Raw genomic sequence first — 15724 nt, forward strand, 5'->3', positions numbered from 1 at the left:
CGCCGGACGGACCCGAACGGACCCGGCCGACCCGGCCGACCCGGCCGACCCGCCGCGGCCGGCCCAGCGCCTACGCGACCGGTACCGGCGCCTACGCGACCGGCACCGGCGCCGCGAGCAGCTCGCGCACCCGCGGCGCGACCTGCGTGCCGTAGAGCTCGATCGACCGCATCATGTCCTCGTGCGGCAGACGCCCCGTCGCGTACCGCATGTCGAACCGCGAGACGCCGAGGATCCGCATGTTCCGCGCGATCTTCCGGGCGACCGTCTCCGGCGACCCGACGTAGAGCGACCCGCCGGCAGACAGCCCGGCACGGTAGCCGGCGACGTCCAGGGGCGGCCAGCCGCGCTCCCGACCGAGCTGGTCGGTGACGGCCTTGTGGTACGGCCAGTAGCGCTCGGCCGCCTCTTCGTCGGTGGCGGCGACGAACCCGGGCGAGTGCATCGCGATCGGCTGCTGCGGCAGGTCGAGCTGCGTGAGCGCCTGGCGGTAGAGGCGCGAGAACGGCGCGAACTGCGCGGGCTGCCCGCCGATGATCGCGAGGAACAGCGGCAGACCGTACGACGCCGCACGGATGACGGACTGCGGGGACCCGCCGACGCCGATCCACGTCGGGATGGGACCGTGCTCGAGCTTCGGGTAGACGTCCTGGTCGACGAGCGAGGCGCGCTTCGTGCCGGACCAGGTGACCGCGTCGCCACCGCGGAGGGCCGCCCAGAGCTGGAGCTTCTCCTCGAAGAGGACCTCGTAGTCGGAGAGCTCGTACCCGAAGAGCGGGAAGGACTCGGTGAAGGACCCGCGGCCGAGGATGACCTCGGCACGACCGTCGGAGATCGCGTCGACGGTGGCGAAGCGCTCGTACACCCGCACCGGGTCGTCGGACGAGAGCACGGTGACGGCGGACCCGATCCGGATCGAGGCGGTCCGGGCGGCGATCGCGGCGAGGACGACCTCGGGGGCGCTCACGATGAAGTCGGCGCGGTGGTGCTCGCCGACGCCGATGAAGTCGAGGCCGACCTGGTCGGCGAGGACGGCCTGGTCGACGACGTCGCGGATGCTCTGGGCGTCCGACTTGACGCTGCCGTCGGGCAGCTCGGTGACGTCGCCGAACGTGTCGAGGCCGAGCTGCACGGGGCCGATCCGTTCGGGTGCGGGCGGTGGCACGTCCGAGGGGCGGTCGGTGCCGAATGCGTTGCTCATGGTGTCCTGTCCTCCCGACCGCACGTCCATGCATCTGCATGTTCATGCGTTCGCATCAATCTAGCACCCTCGCACCGGATCCGCACCCCCTGCGGAGTACGGTCACGCCCATGCCGCAGATCCCCGACCAGACCGGCCGCCGCATCGTCGTCACGGGCGCGAACAGCGGAACCGGCAAGGAGACCGCCACGCGCCTCGCCGCATCCGGCGCGTCCGTCGTCCTCGCCGTCCGCACCATCGCGAAGGGCGACCAGGCCGCAGCCGACATCCGTGCCGCGCACCCCGGTGCCGACGTCGAGGTGCGGGAGCTCGACCTCGCCGACCTCGCGAGCGTTCGACGGTTCGCCGCGGGCATCGCTGCGGACGACCGGACGCTCGACGTCCTCGTCAACAACGCCGGGGTGATGGCGCCGCCGAAGCGGTTCGAGACGGTCGACGGCTTCGAGCTGCAGTTCGGCACGAACTTCCTCGGCCCGTTCGCCCTGACGAACCTGCTGCTCCCGACACTGCTGCGCTCGCCGGACGCCCGGGTCGCCACGATGTCGAGCCTCGCGGCGATCCCCGGCCGGATCCGCTTCGACGACCTGCAGTGGGAGCGCGGCTACAACGGCTGGCGGGCGTACGCGCAGTCGAAGCTCGCCGACCTCCTGCTGGCGCTGCACCTGCACCGGCTGTCGGTCGAGCTCGACTGGCCGCTCGTGAGCACCGCCGCGCACCCCGGCTACACCCGGACGAACCTGCAGTCGGCGGGGCGGTCGCTCGGCCGGTCGAAGCCGGTCCGGTCCTCGAACCGCGCACTGCCCTTCACGCAGGACGTCGAGCAGGGCTCCGAGCCGCTGCTGTACGCCGCGGTCGGGCCGAACGCGGTCGGCGGGGCGTACTACGGACCGTCGGGGCCGTTCGGGCTCGTCGGGCCGACCACGACCGTGTCGATCCCCGGTTCGGCACGGAAGGCCGATCTGGCGCGTTCCCTCTGGGCGGTCGCCGAGGACCTCACCGGGACCACCCCGCCCGTCTGAGTCGGCCGGACGGTCCAGGAGGCGCGGCTCGTCCCCGCCCGTCCGCCGTCAGAACCGCACGTGGTCGCGTTCGAACGCTGCCGTCACCGCCGCCGCGATGGCCCGCTGTCCGCGCACGGTCGGGTGCACGTCGTCGGACTGCATCCACGTCGGGTGCCCCCGCAGCGGCTCGCCGATGTCGACGTAGGTGCCGCCCTCGCGGGCGAGGGCGTGCCGGAGCGCCCCCGAGATGGACGCGAGCTGCGCGGGCGGGGCGTCCTGGTTCCAGATGGCACTGAGGCCGATGAGCCGCGCGTGCGGCAGCCGACGGTGCACCTCGTCGACGACCTGGTCGGTGGCGCTCCGGACCTCGGCGGTGTCGAGTCCGAGGTCGTTCGAGCTCGCCTGCACGAGGACGACCTCGGGTCGGAGGTCGACCGCACGCCCGACGATGGTCGCGTAGTCGCTCGCGCAGTCGTCGTCGTCACCGAGGGCAGCCACACCGGCACCGTCGCACGACAGGTTCGTGAGCGACCAGCCCTGGGCGTCCGCGACGACGGCCGGCCACGCCTCGGCGGTGGTGAGGCCGTGCCCGCCGCTGATCGAGTCGCCGACGACCACCACGCCGACACCCGCGGCGTCGTCCCAGGGGCGGGTCGTCGCCGTCGGGTGGGACGTCGCGTCGGCAGCGGCCGGCGGGCTCGAGGCGCACGCCCCGAGGGAGACGGCCACGACGACCGCCGTGAGGACGGCGAGCACGCTCCGGGTTGCGGTGGTCACGAACGGTGAAGGTACGCGCTCCGGCCATGTCCGGCCGCGGGTGCGCGCTGCGGGTGCGCTCAGGCGCGGTGCAGCGCGGTTCGGCTCGGCGAGGACCGCGCTCAGGCGCGGTGCAGCTCGACCGAACCGTCCAACCGGCCGGGCTCGGTCAGCCGCGCGTGCTGCAGGACGGTACGTCCGGGGGCGACCGCCGCGGCGACGATCGACAGCGTCGCGAAGTGCCCGTCCGGCTCGTGCGCGTCCCGGAGTATCGCGTCCGGGTCGTCGGCCGGCAGCGACGCCGACCCGGCGAGCAGTCCGAACCAGCCACCCCACCCGTCGCCGGCGTCGGCACCGGTGTCGGCCGCCCGCAGTTCGTCGAAGGGGCCGAGCACCGGCGGCCCGACCGGAGCGTCCACGGCACGGAAGGCGTCGAGCCACCGCCCGATGCGCGGCGCCGCGGGGTCGTCCGGTTCGCCGTGCGTGACCATGTGCACGCCGGGGCCGAGCGCGGTCGTCCGGACCTCGGTGCCGTCCCACGTCGTGACCTCGGCGCCGTCGGCCGTCGCCCGCACGAGGTTGAAGGCGCGCGTCGTGGGCAGGGTGCCGTCGTGGCCGGGGAGCGCCCCGGTGACCGCGTCGAGCGGGACGACCCCGCGGGTGGTCCACGTGCCGTCGTCGCTCGGCACCGGTTCGCCCCGGTTGAGCACGACCGCGAGCCCGGCGCCGTCGGACGCCGCGAGCCACGCCCCGCCCGCCGAACGGTCGCGGACGCCGCGGATCGACGGGTCGCGCTCGGGCCACCAGGCGGCCGGCGGGTCCCACGGCCGCTCCGGCGACTCGTCGCGCATGGCGAGCATCGTGACGGGCCACTCGGACCCGGGGTCGACGCGGACGACGACGGTGCACATGGGATCGATCCTCGCACGACGTGCCGGGTAGCGTGACCGGTGTGAACGCAGCAGCAGAGCGCCGTCTGACCGTCGTCGTCGGGATCACCGGGGGCATCGCCGCGTACAAGGCCGTCGGCGTGGTCCGCGACCTCGTCAAGCGGGGACACGACGTGCACGTCGTCCCGACCGAGGGCGCGCTCCGCTTCGTCGGGCTGCCGACCCTCGAGGCGCTCAGCCGCAACCCCGTCACCACGAGCGTGTTCGAGGACGTCGCAGAGGTGCGCCACGTCTCGCTCGGACGCCGGGCGGACCTCGTGGTCGTCGCCCCCGCCACCGCGGACGCGCTCGCCCGGATGACCGCGGGGCTCGCCGGGGACCTGCTCGGCACGACGCTGCTCGCGACCGAGGCGCCCGTCGTCGTCGCTCCCGCGATGCACCCGCAGATGTGGGAGCACCCGGCGACCCGGGCGAACGTCGAGACCCTGCGGGAGCGCGGCGTCCGGTTCGTCGGCCCGGTGGTCGGGGCCCTGACGGGCGACGACGCGGGGATCGGCCGGATGGCGGAGCCCGAGGACATCGTCGCCGGCGCCCTCGCGGTGCTGGACGATCCGGCGCCGGCCGGCCGGACCGGCGCGGACCACCCGACGGACGCGGGTCGCGGCGACGGGGACGACCCGCGCCTCCCGACCGACACCGCCCTCCCGCCGACCGCAGCCGCCGCCGAGAAGGCGGGGACCACCGGCGCCCGCGGTGAGCTCGGCGACCTCGCCGGCGTCCGCGTCGTCGTGAGCGCCGGCGGCACGCGCGAGCCCTTCGACCCGGTCCGGTTCGTCGGCAACCGTTCGAGCGGTCGTCAGGGCGTCGCGATCGCCGCCGACGCGGCCCGACGCGGCGCGGCCGTGACGCTCGTGAGCGCGAACGTGGACGCGTCGCTGACCGCCGGACTCGACGCGACCGTCGTGCCGGTGGGGTCCGCCCTGGAGCTCGCCGACGCCGTCCACGCCGCAGCAGCCGACGCCGACGTCGTCGTGATGACCGCGGCCGTGGCCGACTACCGGCCCGCCGAGGTGCGTGCCGACAAGCTCAAGAAGGAGGCGCAGGGCGACACCATGACGCTGGAGCTGGTGCGGAACCCCGACGTCCTCGCCGACCTCGTCGCGTCCCGCCGGACCGGCCAGATCATCGTCGGCTTCGCCGCGGAGACCGAACCCGACCGTGCCGCGCGCATCGAGCTCGGCCGCGCCAAGATCGCCCGCAAGCCGGCGGACATGCTCGTCGTGAACCACGTCGGCTGGTCCGCGGGGTTCGAACGCGAGGAGAACGCCGTCGAGGTGCTCGTCCCCGGCGGCGAGGTGGTCCGCGAGGCCTCCGGCAGCAAGGCCGACGTCGCGACGGTCGTCCTCGACCTCGTCGCGACCGCACTGACCTGAGCTGAGCTGAGCCGACCTGGGGACTCTCCGTGCGTCCCGAGCGCGCCGCGGGCACCATGGACGCATGCGACGACGCGAGCGCGCACGACGCGCCACCCGGACCGCCACCCTCCTCGCCGTCGTGCTGGGCGGGGCCGGCGTCACCCACTTCCTGCGGCCGAGGGGCTACGACCGGATCGTCCCGGACGCCCTCCCGCCGCGCCTGACCACCCTGGCGTCCGGCGCCGCCGAGCTCGGCATCGCGACCGGCCTGGCGATCCCGGCCACCCGCCGTGCCGCGGGCTGGGCCGCCGCCGCGCTGTTCCTCGCCGTCTTCCCCGCGAACGTGAAGATGGCGAACGACCTCCTCGACAGCCCGCGGTCGACGCGGGCGATGCGGCTCGTGTCGGTGCTCCGCCTGCCGCTGCAGGCACCCCTCGTCGCCTGGGCCGTGCGCGTCGGCCGGCACGCGCCACGACGGTGACCGAGCCCGCGCGAGACCGAGCCGCGGTCCCCCTGCTGCACCGACCGGTGACGGTGCACGCCTGGGAGGACGTCGTCTTCGCGCACTGGCGCCACGACCCCGAGTCGCTCGCGCGTCTGGTGCCGCGCGGCACCCGCCCCGACGTCGTCGACGGCAGTGCGTGGGCCGGCCTGACGGCGTACGTCTTCCGCGAGACCCGGGTGCCGCCGTTCCCGCCGTCCGGCCGCCTCGGCTCGATGACCGAGGTGACGATCGAGGTGCTCACCGTCGACGACCGCGGTCGCCGCGGGGTCGCCTACCGCACGGTCGACACCGCGAACGTGCCCGCGATCGTGGCGGCGCACGCCCTGCTCGGGGTGCCGTACACGTTCGCGCACGCGCGGGCGCGACGTCGTGGGGACACGCTGTCCTACCGGTCGGTGCGGCACCCGGCACGCTCCCTCCACCCGGTCCGCTGGCTCCGCGGACGCCGGGGCGGACCAGGGTCCGGAGCGGCGTGGCCCGGCGGTCCGGTCTGGCCGGGCAGCACGGGTGGGCCAGGAGGCGCGGTGCGACCCCGCCACGACGCCACCGTCCGGGTCGTGGCCGGTGACGTCGTCGACGACCGGCTGGCGACGGACCTCACCACCCGACAGGGCATCCACGCCCGGCACCTCGCGCAGACGCTGTTCTGGCAGCGCCAGCACCCGCCGCTGACGATCCGGTCGGCACGGCTCGAGCGGCTCGGCGGCGACCTGCCCGACGCCGTCGGGATGCCCGGGCTCCTCGACCGCGAACCCGACTCGCTGCTCGTCGTGGACGGCACGACCGTCCGCTACGCCTGGGGGGACGTGGTCAGGTGAGCGTCGATCCGCACGACACCGACCAGCACGGCACGGACCGGTTCGACCTCGACCGGTTCGTCCGCGCGCAGCAGGGTGTGCACGACACCGCGCTCGCCGAGCTGCGGCGCGGCCGGAAGTCGTCGCACTGGATGTGGTTCGTGTTCCCCCAGCTCGCCGGGCTCGGCCGCTCGCCCACCGCGCAGCGGTACGCACTCGACGGCCTCGACGAGACCCGGGCGTACCTCGACCACCCCGTCCTCGGCCCGCGGCTGCTCGAGGCGACCCGTGCGGCGGAGTCCGCCCCGGCCCGGACCGCCGACGACCTGCTCGGGGGCATCGACGCGCTGAAGCTCCGGTCGTCCATGACCCTGTTCGCCGCGGCCGCCGCCGACCCGGAGCCGTTCCGGGCCGTCCTCGACCGCTGGTACGACGGCACCGAGGACCCGGTGACCCTCCGGCTGCTCCACCCCCACGACTGACACGCTCCGAGCCGACAGGGACACCGTTCACATATCAGGTACGGTGAACCGTGCGTCCGCACCGACCGGTGGGACGCCCCGCCGACGCCACGATCCCGGAGGAACCCGCATGCCGGTCCCCAGCAGTGCACCGACCGAGCACCAGCTGCTCCGCGACACCGTCCGGCTCAAGATCCACGCCGCGATCATGGACGGCACGCTCGAGCCCGGCGAGCGGCTCAACGACGACGAGCTCATCGCCTGGCTCGGTGTCTCCCGCACGCCGATCCGCGAAGCACTGAGCCAGCTCGCACGCGCCGGCCTGATCGAGATGGCGCCGAACCGCTACACCCGCGTCACCACGCCGGACCCGACCGAGGTGGTCGAGGCGCTGCAGACCCTGGGCGTCCTGTTCGGCGGGGTCGTGCGGCTGGCGGTCCCGCGCCTCGGTGCGAGCGCGAAGAAGAAGATCCTCGCCCAGCTCGACGCCACGATCGCGGACTACGAGTCGCACGACGTCGCCGCGGTGAACCGTGACGCCCTCGCCGTGTTCGCCCGCTACGTCGAGGAGTGCGGCAACGAGAACCTCCAGCGTGTCTGCCGGGACACCATGGACGGCCTCGCGTTCCGACTGCGGCTGCCGAACCTCGACGAGCTCGTCGACTGGGACCAGATGACGGCCGACTTCCGCCGTCTGCGTGAGGCCACCGCGTCCGGGGACAACATCGAGGCGGAGCTCGCGACCGAGGCGATCCACCTGCTCCCCGGCGAGAAACGCTGACCCCGCCTGAACTCCCGTACAGGAACACGCCCGTCTCGTCCTCGCGAGGCGGGCGTGCTCCGTCCGCCACGGCGGTCAGCGACAGCGCGGCGACCCGCGCGACGCTCCCAGTCACACCGTCCGACGAGCCGGTAGCATCGCCCCGACCACCCCGTCGAGCGACCCGGAGCACCGTATGAGCCACCGCCAGCCGGACCGTACCGAGATCGCCGCGCGCCTCGCCGCGGCGGTCGGCCGGATCAACCGGCGGGCCCGCACGGACTCGGCCTCGCTCGGGTACGGCATCGTCTCGGCGCTGGCGACGATCCAGCGTGAGGGCCCCCTGCGCCCGGGCGACCTGTCGCGGATCGAGGTCGTCACGAAGCCGACGATGACCCGCATCCTGACCGAGCTCGAGCAGCGCGGGTTCATCGAGCGCGAGGCGGACCCCCGGGACGGTCGGGCGTTCATGGTGACGGCCACCCCCGAGGGCATCGCAGCGGTCGAGCGAGCTCGTTCCACCCGCACCGGCATCGTCGCCGAGCTCATCGCCGAACTGCCCGACACCGACGTCGACGCCATCGCCGCTGCGCTCGACGCCCTCGAACGCGTCGCGCAGGGTGAGCGCACCCAGGAAGCTCACACCTCCCGGGCCTGATCGGCCCGTTACCGAACCGTTACCAATGGGTGGACGGACGGTTCTGCCAGACAAACTGGACGGTGCACCCAGCAACACCGGTCATCGTGGCGGCTTCGCCCAGCGGCGGCCACCCCACGGTCGCCCGTCGGCGGACGGACGGGCCCCACACCACCGTCCGGTCCTCCCCCGGCTCGCGAACTCCTGACGACGGACGTCTCGTTCATCCGCACCCCTGCGCGCTCCCCCACCCCGCGTGCAGCGTCACGAGTCACGCACCACGAGCCGGCCGACCACCGGAATCGATGACAGGACGCAACACCGACCTCCCCACCACCACCGCCTCGACCCGACGTGAGGCCCTGAACTCCCCCAACCGGCGCCTCCGCCGCGCGCTCCGCCGCCCCACCACGCTCATCGTGGGCGGGGCCGCAGTCCTCGCGGTCGCCGGAGGCATCGCCACCGTCGGCACGCAACCCGCGATCGGCGAGGCCCTCGGCATGCCGACCGCGAGCGCGACCGCGGCACCGGCACTCGCCGGGACCGCGCTCGACCGGGCCCAGGCCGCGGCGACCATCGCCACGGCCGAGACGATCGCCGACTCCGCGAACGAGAAGACCGACACCGGCGTCCTCGAGCGCCGCATCGACGCGCTCGACGACTACCGGAAGCTCTCCGGCGCGGCACTGACCTCGCGGATCTCCTCGACGGTCGACGCCACGACGGCGGTCGCGGACGCCAGCGCCGCGCAGGACAAGCGGGACGCCGACGCGAAGGCCGCCGCTGCCGCCGCAGCGAAGCGCGCCGCGGCCGAACGGGCAGCAGCCGCCGAGGCCGCGCGCAAGCAGGCCGCCGCGAACACGGTCGAGGGCGCCAAGGCGACCGCGAGCTCGCTCGCCTCGTCGAAGTACGGCTGGGGTTCCGACCAGTTCCAGTGCCTCGACAACCTGTGGACCAAGGAGTCCGGCTGGAACTACCAGGCCGTCAACGCGAACGGCGGCGCGACCGGCATCCCGCAGGCGCTCCCCGGGTCGAAGATGGCCACGATCGCGTCCGACTGGCGGACGAACGCGACCACCCAGATCACCTGGGGCCTGCAGTACATCAGCGACGCGTACGGCACCCCGTGCGCCGCGTGGTCGCACTCGCAGGCGTCGAACTTCTACTGAGCCGACGCCAGGCACGCACGACGAACGACCCCGGGTCCTGCACCCGGGGTCGTTCGTCGTGTAGGCATACGCAGGTGACCACCATCGGACTCCGCCGCATGGCACCCCGCGACCCCACCGAGGGGCACCGCGCCGCCAGCCCCCTCGAGCTCCTCTTCGACCTCGTCTTCGTGGTCGCCGTCGGGTTCGCCGCGACGAACCTGCACGAGATCGAGGTCGAGGGGCACGTCTCGTCGGCCGTCCTCGCGTACGCCTTCGTCTTCTTCGCGATCTGGTGGGCGTGGATCAACTTCACCTGGTTCGCCACCTCGTTCGACACCGACGACTGGCTCTACCGCGTGATGACCTTCGTGCAGATGGCGGGGGTGCTCGTGCTCGCCGCCGGGGTGCACGCCGCGATGGTCGAGGGGTCGACCACGGTCGTCGTGCTCGGCTACGTCATCATGCGGCTCGCCCTCGTCGGGCAGTGGCTCCGGGTCGCCGCGTCGTCGTCGGAGTACCGGCGGACCGCACTCCGGTACGCCGGCGGCATCGTCGTCGTGCAGGTGCTCTGGGTGCTCGCGCTCCTGCTGCCGGACGGCGTCTCGTGGGGTGTGATCCCGGTGCTCATCCTGCTCGAGGTCCTCGTCCCGCCGTTCGCGGAGGCCGGCACGCAGACCACCCCGTGGCACACCCGGCACATCGCGGAGCGGTACTCCCTCTTCACGCTGATCGTCCTCGGCGAGGGGCTCGTGGCCTCGGCGAACGCGGTCATCGACGGCATCGCGCACGCCGACCACCTCGGGTCGCTCCTCGTGCTGGCGGCGTGCGGGCTCGTGATCGTCGCCGGGTTGTGGTGGATCTACTTCTCCCGCGAGCAGCACGACCACATCCGGTCCCTGCCGACCGCGCTCCTGTTCGGCTACGGTCACTACCTCGTCTTCGCCGCCGCCGGGGCACTCCCGGCGGGGATCGAGGTCGCGGTGAGCGCCGACGCGGGCGAGGCCGACCTGTCGCACGCGACCGTCGCGGCCACGATCGCCGTGCCGGTCGCGTTGTTCGTCCTGTCGATCTGGGCGCTGGCGCTCCGGCCGTCGCTCAGCCTCGGCTGGAACGTCGTCGTCGTGGCACTCGCGCTCGCGGTGCTCGCGAGCACCGCCGTGCCGTCGGTGTCCCTCGTGGCGACGGCACTGCTCGTCGCCGCCGTGGTCGTCGTGCTGGAGGTCGCCGACCGGCGACCATGACCCGCGGGCGCGCGTGAGCGGGGCCCGTGACGGTGACCGGCTGACGGACGGGAGGCGCGGCGCGGGCCCGCGACGTCCCTCCCGAACCGCAGGCGGGTGCGTCAGCCGACGCGCGCGATCCGCACGTCGACCCGGCTGAGCGGCAGGCCGTGCTCGGTCGCTGCGGCGAGCGCCGCGAGGTGCGCCGCGCGTGCCGTCTCGGGTGCCGGGACGGAACCGTCGGTGCCGATCACGATGCGGAGGACGTCGTCGTCGAGCACCACGCGCGCGACCGTGGTGCGGGTCGCGAGGTTCTTGGCGGCACCGACCGCGCTGCCGAGCGTCGGGCGTGCCCGGTAGAGCTCGGCGACCCCGGGGACCGCGACGACCGCTGCCTCGATCGCGGCGAAGGTCTCGTCGTGGCTGCTCATGCTCGTTCCTCCTCGGCGTCGGGGTCCGGCTCGTCGTCGGACGGTGGCAGCAGGTCGCGCACCACGACGTCCACGGACTCGACGAGCAGGTCGGTCTCGGTCGCGAGGACCTCGGCGACGGTCTCGCGGATGTCCGACGCCACACGCTGGATCGTCGACCCCGCGCGGACGGCGATCTCGACGACGATGCGCACCGGGGCACCGAGCTCGGTGACGTCGCCCTCGAGCGTGCACCGCGCGATGAGGGCGTCGGGCACCGCGTCGCCGGCGGTCCGGACGAGCGAGCGGATGGCGCCCTCGGTCATGACCGGGCGTTCGGTGGGCGCCGCCGGGCGGAGCGGGACGTCACGGCCGGCGCGTGCCTCGAGCGAGATGTTCGCGAGCACGCCGCTGATCCACGACTCGTCGGCGGGTGCTTCCTGTTCGGCAGCGGCCTCGAGCGAGCCGAGCGAGGACTGCCGGAGCCGCACGATGGCGGCGAGGGCGTTCTGGCACGCGGCGGAGTGGTCGATGCTCGGGTCGGCCGGCTGCATGCCGGCGTCGAGGTAGTCGGCCAGCTCGTCGATCGTGTGGCCGTCGAGGTCGTCGGGTTCGAGGGAGTCGAGCCGGACGGGATCGGGTTCGGTCATCGCCATCCCTCCATGAGACGGATCATGTTCTTGCGCGCCCGGGACAGCAGTCCCCGGACGGTCGAGGTCGGGAGGTCCAGTTCCTCCGCGATGGCCTCGTACGAGTACTCGAGCACTTCCTTCATCACCCACGTGCGGCGCTGCGCCTCTGGGAGTTCCGCGAGCGCCGTCTCGACCGCTTCCTCGCGGGAGCGGGCCTCGGCGACGCGTTCGGGTGCGTCGTCCGCCGGTGCCTCGACCTCGAGCTGGGTGACGTCGTCGTGGAACCGCCGGGCCCGGATGCGGTCGATGCACTTCCGGCTGAGGATGCGCATGAGCCATGCCTTGACCCGGGCGCCGTCCTGGAGCGTGTCGAGCTGGTTCCAGGCGGTGATGAACGTCTCCTGCACGACGTCGTCGAGTTCGTCGGTCGAGCCGAGGGTCCGGCGCGCGTAGGCACGGAGCAGGGGGGTGTGGCGCCGGATGAGGACCTCGAACGCCCGGACGTCGCCGTCGGACGATCGACCAGCGAGGACGGCGTCGTCGAGGTCGGTGAGGGGCTGGTGGTGCACGCTTTCCTTCTACTGGTGTGGGGTCGGGGGTTCCTGAGTGCGGTGCCGTCGTGCCGCTAGGCCGTGTGGGCCGGGTGTCCGTGCGTGCGGCGGACCTTCATCGGGCCGACGGGCCGCGCGGACAGCGACCGGACACGTGCCTGCGCCAGGACGTGCTCGTGCCCGACGCGGACGAGCGCGGTGGTCGCGAGGTGTGCTGCGGGTGCGGTGTCGGTCATGACGGGGTCCTCCATCGGGGTGCTCACCGATGGGACGGAACGAACAGCCGGATCGTCACACTTCTGCGTTCGCGGGTTCTGCGGCAGGCTGGGGGCATGTCCCTCGTCACCGCCGTCTGCCGCGTCGACCGCCTGCTGCCCGACTCCGGCACCATCGGCGTCACCGCGATCGACAAGCGCCCCGTCGACGGCCCCGTCCGGGTCCGTCCGCTCGGGCTGTACGCCGACGTGCAGGCGGACCGGAAGCACCACGGTGGCGAGGACCAGGCGGTGTACGCCTACGCGGACGAGGACGCGGCGTACTTCGCGGACCTGCTCGACCGGGACGTCCCGCCGGGACTGTTCGGCGAGAACCTGCGCACGACGGGCGTCGACGTCACCGGGGCCGTGACGGGGGAACGCTGGCGGATCGGCGAGACCCTCGAGCTCGAGGTCACGATCCCGCGGATCCCCTGCGGCACCTTCGCCCGCCGGATGCGGGTGGACAAGTGGGTCAAGCGGTTCACGGAGGAGGGCCGCCCCGGCGCCTACCTCCGCGTGGTGCGGTCCGGGCCCGTGTCCCCCGGCGACCCGGTCGTCGTCACCCACCGACCGGACCACGGCGTCACGATCGGCCAGCTCTTCACGGGCCTGACGCCCGAGCAGGCGCAGGCCGTGCTGTCGTCGGGGCGCGGGACGGGTCCCGGTGGCCCGGGGACGGGTGGGCTCGCGCCGAAGGTCGTCCGGGACGTCTCGAAGGTCCTGGCGCGCGTGACCGCCTGAGTGCGGGCGGTCCGCCGTGCCCTGGTCAATCCTGCTGCGTCCGGCGCACCGGGTCGATCGGGCGCTTCGCCTGCGGCAGCTTCGCGACGACGAGGTCGTACGCGTTGCCGACGAGGTCCTCGACCAGGGTCTCGTCGATGCCGTCCCCGGGCGACAGCGTGATCCAGTGCTGCTTGTTCATGTGCCAGCCCGGGGTGATCTCGGCGTGGTCGCGCACCAGGGCGGCACCGTGGGGCGGCGCACACTTGAGGTTCACGATCGGCACGCCGCGGAGCTCGGACGTCATCACGAACATCTTGCCGACGACCTTGTAGACGAACGCGCCTTCGCCGAAGGGCTGGGTCTCCGCCACCGCGGGCAGGGCCATCGCGGTGCGGATCGCGACCTCGTGCAGCGTCTCGCCGTCCATGTGCTCCAGCATGCACCGGACCGCCGACGGTGCACCTCGTTCTGGGGTGCGTGCGGACCCCGGTTCCGAACTATCCTCAGGCCGTGCACATCACCCGAGCCCTCAGCATCGCCGCCGCCACCGCCGTGCTCGCTGCGACCGCCGTCGTCGGCGGCGCCTCGACCGCGCAGGCCGCCCCCACCGTCTACAAGAACTGCACCGCCGTGCAGAAGGTGTACTCGGGCGGGATCGCGAAGAAGTCCGTCACGAAGAACCGGGTCACCTCGAAGGGCAAGGTCACGTACCGGGCGCTCAAGGGCACGGTGAAGAAGGACGACGCGCTGTACGCGGCGAACAAGAAGATGGACGCCGACGGCGACGGGATCGCCTGCGAGAAGAGCTGACCCCGACCCGTCAGAGGGGCGGGACGCCCTCGTGTCCCGAGCGCGGGCGGGCCGTCCCGGCGACACCCGTCACGACCGACCGCGGTGGGACGTCCTTCGTCACCACCGTGTTCGCCCCGACGACGGAGTCCGCGCCGACCGTGATCGCGCCGATGAGCGACGACCCGGCACCGAGCACGACGCGGTCCCCCACCGCTGGGTGCCGACGGGCTCCGGGCCCGTGGTCGCCCCCGCGGCCGCCGAGGGTCACCCCGTGGAAGAGCACGACGTCGTCGCCGACCACCGCGGTCTCCCCGATGACGACCCCCATGCCGTGGTCGATGAAGAACCGACGGCCGATGCGGGCACCGGGGTGGATCTCGATGCCGGTGACCGACCGGGCGACCTGCGCGAGGACTCGGGCCGCGAACCGCGACCCCGGCAGGCCCTCGGCGATCCAGAGCCGGTGCGTCAGTCGGTGGGTCCAGACGGCGTGCAGCCCCGAGTAGACGATCGCGTTCTCGAGGTCGCCGCGGGACGCGGGGTCACCGCGGCGTGCTGCGGCCAGGTCCTCCCGGACGGTCCGCAGCACGCCTCGTCGGGCGGGACGACTCACGCAGTGAGTCCCTCGAAGAGGACCGTCGACAGGTAGCGCTCACCGGTGTCGCACACGATCGCGACGACCCGCTTGCCCGCGTTCTCCGGACGCGCGGCGATCTCGATCGCGGCGTGGATGATCGCGCCGGACGAGATGCCCGCGAGGATGCCCTCCTGCGTGCCGAGGTCGCGGGCGACCCGGAGCGCGTCGTCCAGCTCAACGTCGAACACCTCGTCGATGACCGACTGGTCGAGGACCTCGGGGATGAAGTTCGCACCGATGCCCTGGATCTTGTGCGGACCCGCCTTGCCCTCGGTCAGCAGCGGCGAGTCCTTCGGCTCCACCGCGACGATCTGCACACCGGGCACGCGCTCCTTGAGGACCTGGCCGACACCGGTGATCGTGCCGCCCGTGCCGACGCCCGCGACGAACACGTCGACGTGCTCCTCGGTGTCGCGGAGGATCTCCTCCGCCGTCGTCTTCCGGTGGATGGCCGCGTTCGCCGGCGTCTCGAACTGGTGGGCCAGGATCGCGCCGGGCGTCTCGGCGACGATCTGCTCCGCCTTCGACACCGCGCCCTTCATGCCCTCCGGCCCCGGGGTGAGGACGATCTCGGCACCGTACGCGCGGATGAGGGCACGACGCTCGACACTCATCGTCTCGGGCATCGTGATGACGACCCGGTACCCGCGCGCCGCGCCGACCAGTGCGAGCGCGATGCCCGTGTTGCCGGAGGACCCCTCGACGATCGTCCCGCCGGCCTGCAGCTCGCCGGACTCCTCGGCTGCGTCGATGATCGCGACGCCGAGCCGGTCCTTCACGCTCGCACCCGGGTTGTAGAACTCGAGCTTCGCCAGGACCTCGGCGCCGCCCTCCTTCGGGAGGCGGTTCAGCCGGACCAGCGGCGTGTTCCCGAACGCCTGCGAGATGTTGTCGTGGATCGTGCCGCTCATCGGTACCGTCCTCTTCG

Annotated in this window: 21 protein-coding genes; 11 read left to right on the top strand and 10 right to left on the bottom strand. The window is 73.3% G+C overall.

Annotated elements, in window-relative coordinates; all coding sequences use genetic code 11:
• Window positions 1-91: 91 nt before the first annotated feature.
• Window positions 92-1201 (bottom strand): LLM class flavin-dependent oxidoreductase, encoded by a 1110-nt coding sequence (locus BIV01_RS09670; RefSeq protein WP_083413976.1) that lies wholly within the window; start codon window positions 1199-1201, stop codon window positions 92-94.
• Between the two features lie 110 nt (window positions 1202-1311).
• On the opposite strand from BIV01_RS09670, the gene BIV01_RS09675 reads away from it, so the two are divergent.
• Window positions 1312-2220: an SDR family oxidoreductase gene (locus BIV01_RS09675; protein WP_071302677.1), complete on the top strand. Its 909-nt coding sequence runs from the start codon at window positions 1312-1314 to the stop codon at window positions 2218-2220.
• 48 nt (window positions 2221-2268) lie between these two features.
• On the opposite strand, the gene BIV01_RS19345 is transcribed toward BIV01_RS09675, so the two are convergent.
• The gene (locus tag BIV01_RS19345) at window positions 2269-2979 is read right to left on the bottom strand and encodes an SGNH/GDSL hydrolase family protein (RefSeq protein WP_139199288.1); all 711 of its coding nucleotides are present in this window, start codon (window positions 2977-2979) and stop codon (window positions 2269-2271) included.
• Between the two features lie 101 nt (window positions 2980-3080).
• On the bottom strand, window positions 3081-3869 hold the full coding sequence (locus BIV01_RS09685; protein ID WP_071302678.1) for an NRDE family protein: 789 nt from the start codon (window positions 3867-3869) through the stop codon (window positions 3081-3083).
• A gap of 65 nt (window positions 3870-3934) precedes the next feature.
• On the opposite strand from BIV01_RS09685, the gene BIV01_RS09690 reads away from it, so the two are divergent.
• The 8 genes from BIV01_RS09690 to BIV01_RS09725 all read left to right on the top strand — a co-directional run bounded on the left by BIV01_RS09690 (window position 3935) and on the right by BIV01_RS09725 (window position 10815).
• On the top strand, window positions 3935-5281 hold the full coding sequence (locus tag BIV01_RS09690; protein ID WP_071302882.1) for a bifunctional phosphopantothenoylcysteine decarboxylase/phosphopantothenate synthase: 1347 nt from the start codon (window positions 3935-3937) through the stop codon (window positions 5279-5281).
• Between the two features lie 64 nt (window positions 5282-5345).
• On the top strand, window positions 5346-5744 hold the full coding sequence (locus BIV01_RS09695; protein ID WP_071294565.1) for a DoxX family protein: 399 nt from the start codon (window positions 5346-5348) through the stop codon (window positions 5742-5744).
• Window positions 5741-6586, top strand: coding sequence for a DUF2071 domain-containing protein (locus tag BIV01_RS09700; RefSeq protein WP_071294566.1), 846 nt, complete (start codon window positions 5741-5743; stop codon window positions 6584-6586). The genes BIV01_RS09695 and BIV01_RS09700 overlap by 4 nt, the downstream gene beginning before the upstream one ends.
• Window positions 6583-7047 (top strand): DUF1810 domain-containing protein, encoded by a 465-nt coding sequence (locus tag BIV01_RS09705; RefSeq protein WP_071302679.1) that lies wholly within the window; start codon window positions 6583-6585, stop codon window positions 7045-7047. Before BIV01_RS09700 ends, BIV01_RS09705 begins: the two co-directional genes overlap by 4 nt.
• A 109-nt stretch (window positions 7048-7156) precedes the next feature.
• On the top strand, window positions 7157-7807 hold the full coding sequence (locus BIV01_RS09710) for a GntR family transcriptional regulator (protein ID WP_071294568.1): 651 nt from the start codon (window positions 7157-7159) through the stop codon (window positions 7805-7807).
• A 175-nt stretch (window positions 7808-7982) separates the two neighbouring features.
• Complete coding sequence (locus tag BIV01_RS09715; protein ID WP_070418288.1) at window positions 7983-8444, top strand: MarR family winged helix-turn-helix transcriptional regulator; 462 nt, start codon at window positions 7983-7985, stop codon at window positions 8442-8444.
• 284 nt (window positions 8445-8728) lie between these two features.
• Window positions 8729-9592, top strand: coding sequence for a hypothetical protein (locus BIV01_RS09720; RefSeq protein ID WP_071302680.1), 864 nt, complete (start codon window positions 8729-8731; stop codon window positions 9590-9592).
• A 74-nt stretch (window positions 9593-9666) separates the two neighbouring features.
• Window positions 9667-10815 (top strand): low temperature requirement protein A, encoded by a 1149-nt coding sequence (locus BIV01_RS09725; protein ID WP_254791817.1) that lies wholly within the window; start codon window positions 9667-9669, stop codon window positions 10813-10815.
• Window positions 10816-10916: 101 nt separating this feature from the next.
• On the opposite strand, the gene BIV01_RS09730 is transcribed toward BIV01_RS09725, so the two are convergent.
• Genes BIV01_RS09730 through BIV01_RS19750 form a run of 4 tightly spaced genes read right to left on the bottom strand, consistent with a single transcriptional unit; the run spans window position 10917 to window position 12623 of the window.
• Window positions 10917-11225 carry a hypothetical protein gene (locus BIV01_RS09730; protein ID WP_070418287.1) on the bottom strand — a complete coding sequence of 103 codons (309 nt, stop codon included), beginning with the start codon at window positions 11223-11225 and terminating at the stop codon, window positions 10917-10919.
• On the bottom strand, window positions 11222-11854 hold the full coding sequence (locus tag BIV01_RS09735; RefSeq protein WP_071302884.1) for a hypothetical protein: 633 nt from the start codon (window positions 11852-11854) through the stop codon (window positions 11222-11224). Before BIV01_RS09735 ends, BIV01_RS09730 begins: the two co-directional genes overlap by 4 nt.
• The gene (locus BIV01_RS09740) at window positions 11851-12405 is read right to left on the bottom strand and encodes an RNA polymerase sigma factor (RefSeq protein WP_071302681.1); all 555 of its coding nucleotides are present in this window, start codon (window positions 12403-12405) and stop codon (window positions 11851-11853) included. The genes BIV01_RS09735 and BIV01_RS09740 overlap by 4 nt, the downstream gene beginning before the upstream one ends.
• 56 nt (window positions 12406-12461) lie before the next feature.
• Window positions 12462-12623 (bottom strand): hypothetical protein, encoded by a 162-nt coding sequence (locus BIV01_RS19750; protein ID WP_175473682.1) that lies wholly within the window; start codon window positions 12621-12623, stop codon window positions 12462-12464.
• Between the two features lie 96 nt (window positions 12624-12719).
• Between BIV01_RS19750 and BIV01_RS09745 the strand changes: the two genes are divergently transcribed.
• A complete protein-coding gene (locus BIV01_RS09745; protein WP_083413931.1) occupies window positions 12720-13385 on the top strand; it encodes an MOSC domain-containing protein in 666 nt (221 codons plus the stop codon).
• Between the two features lie 25 nt (window positions 13386-13410).
• On the opposite strand, the gene BIV01_RS09750 is transcribed toward BIV01_RS09745, so the two are convergent.
• Window positions 13411-13794 (bottom strand): MmcQ/YjbR family DNA-binding protein, encoded by a 384-nt coding sequence (locus BIV01_RS09750; protein WP_071294602.1) that lies wholly within the window; start codon window positions 13792-13794, stop codon window positions 13411-13413.
• A gap of 83 nt (window positions 13795-13877) precedes the next feature.
• Between BIV01_RS09750 and BIV01_RS09755 the strand changes: the two genes are divergently transcribed.
• Entirely contained in the window at window positions 13878-14177 is a 300-nt protein-coding gene (locus BIV01_RS09755; protein ID WP_139199289.1) for an excalibur calcium-binding domain-containing protein, read from the top strand.
• Window positions 14178-14187: 10 nt separating this feature from the next.
• Here the strand turns inward: BIV01_RS09755 and epsC are convergent, their stop codons facing one another.
• Window positions 14188-14772, bottom strand: a complete 585-nt coding sequence (gene epsC / locus BIV01_RS09760; RefSeq protein WP_254791818.1) for a serine O-acetyltransferase EpsC — start codon at window positions 14770-14772, stop codon at window positions 14188-14190.
• Window positions 14769-15707 (bottom strand): cysteine synthase A, encoded by a 939-nt coding sequence (gene cysK, locus BIV01_RS09765; RefSeq protein ID WP_071294571.1) that lies wholly within the window; start codon window positions 15705-15707, stop codon window positions 14769-14771. The genes epsC and cysK overlap by 4 nt, the downstream gene beginning before the upstream one ends.
• Window positions 15708-15724: the final 17 nt, after the last annotated feature.

This window comes from Curtobacterium sp. MCBA15_013 (genome assembly GCF_001865095.1).
GTDB lineage: Bacteria > Actinomycetota > Actinomycetes > Actinomycetales > Microbacteriaceae > Curtobacterium.